A 3,135-nucleotide genomic window follows, 5' to 3' on the forward strand; every position below is an offset into this window, starting at 1 on the left:
GGCGGCCATGGCGAGGGCCTCCTGTGCCCGCAGGCGCTCCGCCTCGTTCTGGGCGCCGCCGGCCTGTTCCGCCATGGTCTGGGCGGTCTCCAGCAGGGCGGCCAGCGCACCGTTCAGCTCCCCGATCCGGCGGTCGATCTCCGCCACCCGGGCTTCCTGCTCCTCCGCCTGCTTCGCAAGGCCGCCGGAACGGCTCTCCGCCTCTGCCAGCTCCGCCTCCGCCCGCTGGATGTTCTCCCGGTTGTGGGTGACGGTGCTCTCCAGCACGGCGGCGGCGGACTCCTTCTCCTTGATCTGCTCCTCCAGAACGGCGGACTCTGTCCGGACACGCTCAGCCTCCATGTCCTTCTCCCGCATCCGCTCGCTGTACCGCTCCCCCTCGGCATAGAGAGCGTCCAGAGCGGCGCGGGCCTCGTCCCGCTGGGACTCTGCGGCGTGAAAGTCCGCCTCCAGCTTCCGGGCGCCCGCCTTCAGGGTGTCCAGGTTCTCCAGCCAGACGGAGATCTCCAGAAGGCGCAGCTCATCCCGGAGCACCAGATACTTCCTGGCCTTCTCCGCCTGCTCCCGCAGGGGCTCCACCTGAAGCTCCAGCTCGGCGATCTTGTCATTGATGCGGACCAGATTCTCCTCCGTCCGCTCCAGCTTCCGCTCCGCCTCCTCCTTCCGGTGGCGGAATTTGGAAATGCCGGCGGCCTCCTCGAAGATCTCCCGCCGCTCCCCGCTCTTGGCGGAGAGGATCTCATCAATCTTGCCCTGGCCGATGATGGAGTAGCCCTCCCGGCCCATGCCGGTGTCCAGGAACAGCTCCGTCAAGTCCTTCAGCCGGACAGACTGGCGGTTGATGTAGTATTCGCTTTCGCCGCTGCGGTAATAGCGGCGGGTGACGGACACTTCGCTCTCCTCCATGGTGGGGAAGATGTGCTCCGTGTTGTCCAGCACCAGCGTCACCTGGGCAAAGCCCACCTGGCTGCGCTTCTCCGTGCCGCCGAAAATCACGTCCTCCATCTTGGCGCCACGGAGGCCCTTGACGCTCTGTTCCCCCATCACCCACCGGATAGCGTCGGAGATGTTGGACTTGCCGGAGCCGTTGGGACCCACGATGGCGGTGATGTCCTCGCCGAAATTCAGGACCGTCTTGTCTGGAAAGGACTTAAACCCCTGGATTTCCAATGCGCGCAGATACAAACTCTCACCTCATTCGGCCTCTCAGCCAGATCACATACTATAACTAGTATAGTATAGCAAAGCCACTCCCCTATTTCAAGGAAAAATCTCCAGGTTCGGCGGCTCCAGCCGGAGCTGGGCCGTTATCCTCGAAACAGATCTCGCTTTTTCCATTTTTTCATGTTATTCTTTTGAAAAAATAACGAGTAGAGGAGGGAGTCCGTGCGAGAAAAAAGCCCCCGGCTGATCGTGACGTTTCACACCACTGCCGGGGCCATCGCCACAGAGCAGCTCTGCCGCCGCCTGGGGCTGGAGGGCAAACTGATCTCCGTTCCCCGGTGCATCACATCCGACTGCGGCATGGCCTGGTCCGCGCCGCCGGAGCTGCGGGAGCACCTGGAGACCCGGCTGCAGGAGGCCGGGATCGAGACAGCCGGTTTCTATGAGCTGCCCCTGTGACGATTTTCATCCCAGCGCCGAAGAGAGTGAGGAGTGTATTTATGAGAGAAAAGAGTTGGTTTCGGGAATACGGATTGATCTTGGCGGCGGGCGTGGCCGTGGGCATTGCCGCCCTGATCCTTACCGCCTCCGGCAACCCCAAGAACATGGGCTTCTGCATCGCCTGCTTCCTGCGGGACATCGCCGGCGCCCTGGGGCTCCACAGCGCCGCCAATGTGCAGTACATCCGGCCGGAGATCATCGGCATCGTGGTGGGGGCCGCGGCGGCAGCTCTGGCTGCCAGGGAGTTCCGGGCAAAGGCCGGGGCCTCTCCCGCCTGCCGGTTTGTGCTGGGGATGTTCGTGATGATCGGTGCTCTGGTGTTTCTGGGCTGCCCCCTGCGGATGGTCATCCGGCTGGGCGGCGGCGACCTGACTGCCGTTGCCGGGCTGGTGGGCTTCATCGCCGGGATCCTGGTGGGCGTGGTATGTTTAAAGAAGGGTTTCTCCCTGGGCCGGGCCTATCCCGTCCGCATGGGCGAGGGGTTCGTCCTGTCTGGGATCCTGATGGCGCTGTTGGGGCTGCTGCTGTTGGTGCCCACCCTGCTGAAGTTCTCTGAGGCGGGCCCCGGCTCCATGCGGGCCTTCTGGGGGATCTCCCTGGCGGCCGGTCTGGTTGTGGGCGTGCTGGCCCAGCGGAGCCGGCTGTGCATGGCCGGCGGCATACGGGACGCTGTGATGCTGCGGGACTTCAAGCTCCTCTCCGGCTTCCTGGCCATCTGGGGCACGGTCACCATTGGCAATCTGGTCCTGGGATCCTACAGCCTGTCCGCACTGTCCCAGCCCATCGCCCACAGCCAGTACCTCTGGTCCGCCCTGGGCATGGCCCTGGCGGGCTGGGGTTCCATCCTGCTGGGAGGCTGCCCCCTGCGACAGTTGATTCTGGCCGGTGAGGGCAACGGCGACTCCGCCGTGACCGTCCTGGGCATGATCGTGGGCGCCGCCGTCTCCCACAACTTCGGTCTGGCCGGCGCGGCGGATTCCGTGGCGGAGGACGGCACCTATGTGGTCGGCGGCATCGGCACTGCCGGCATGGCGGCGGTGGCCATCGGATTCGCGGTACTGCTGGCCATCACGGTGACCCATTTGCCGAAAACGGAGGCTGTATCGCGTGATTGAGCACACAATGTATGAAAATCGTCTATCGCCCTGTCCTGACAGGCAACCGGCGATGGCGGAAAATTTTCCCATTTTGCACAGGGAAAATCCTTGAATCTGTGCCGCATATCGCGGCGAAAGGGGAATTTGATATGGTAGATACCCGCGGATACATCTGCCCCACCCCGGTGCTGATGGTGCAGAAGGCCTTGAAGGATCGGCCCGCCACGGTGGAAGTCCTGGCGGAGGCCGGCGCAGCGGTGGAGAACATCACCCGCTTCGCCCACTCCCAGGGCTATCAGGTCAGCAAGACGGCGGACGGACCGGACTGGAAACTGACCCTGACGAAATAAAAGACAGGCGGGGAGCCCGTAGG

The 3,135-nt window shown here is 63.8% G+C and carries 4 protein-coding genes; 3 read left to right on the forward strand and 1 reads right to left on the reverse strand.

The genetic code is table 11. The annotated features are described in order from the left end of the window. Positions 1–1,185, reverse strand: a 1,185-nt coding sequence (locus HMPREF1546_RS12995; protein WP_021752024.1) for a chromosome segregation SMC family protein, incomplete at its 3' end; no start/stop codon positions are given. Positions 1,186–1,386: 201 nt separating this feature from the next. Between HMPREF1546_RS12995 and HMPREF1546_RS13000 the strand changes: the two genes are divergently transcribed. The 3 genes from HMPREF1546_RS13000 to HMPREF1546_RS13010 all read left to right on the forward strand — a co-directional run bounded on the left by HMPREF1546_RS13000 (position 1,387) and on the right by HMPREF1546_RS13010 (position 3,112). Then, complete coding sequence (locus HMPREF1546_RS13000; protein ID WP_021748201.1) at positions 1,387–1,623, forward strand: DUF3343 domain-containing protein; 237 nt, start codon at positions 1,387–1,389, stop codon at positions 1,621–1,623. 41 nt (positions 1,624–1,664) lie between these two features. Beyond that, a complete protein-coding gene (yedE, locus tag HMPREF1546_RS13005; protein ID WP_036629706.1) occupies positions 1,665–2,780 on the forward strand; it encodes a YedE family putative selenium transporter in 1,116 nt (371 codons plus the stop codon). A 131-nt stretch (positions 2,781–2,911) separates the two neighbouring features. Further along, the gene (locus HMPREF1546_RS13010; RefSeq protein ID WP_025545157.1) at positions 2,912–3,112 is read left to right on the forward strand and encodes a sulfurtransferase TusA family protein; all 201 of its coding nucleotides are present in this window, start codon (positions 2,912–2,914) and stop codon (positions 3,110–3,112) included. Positions 3,113–3,135: the final 23 nt, after the last annotated feature.

The organism is Oscillibacter sp. KLE 1745, from assembly GCF_000469445.2.
Lineage (GTDB): Bacteria > Bacillota > Clostridia > Oscillospirales > Oscillospiraceae > Oscillibacter > Oscillibacter welbionis.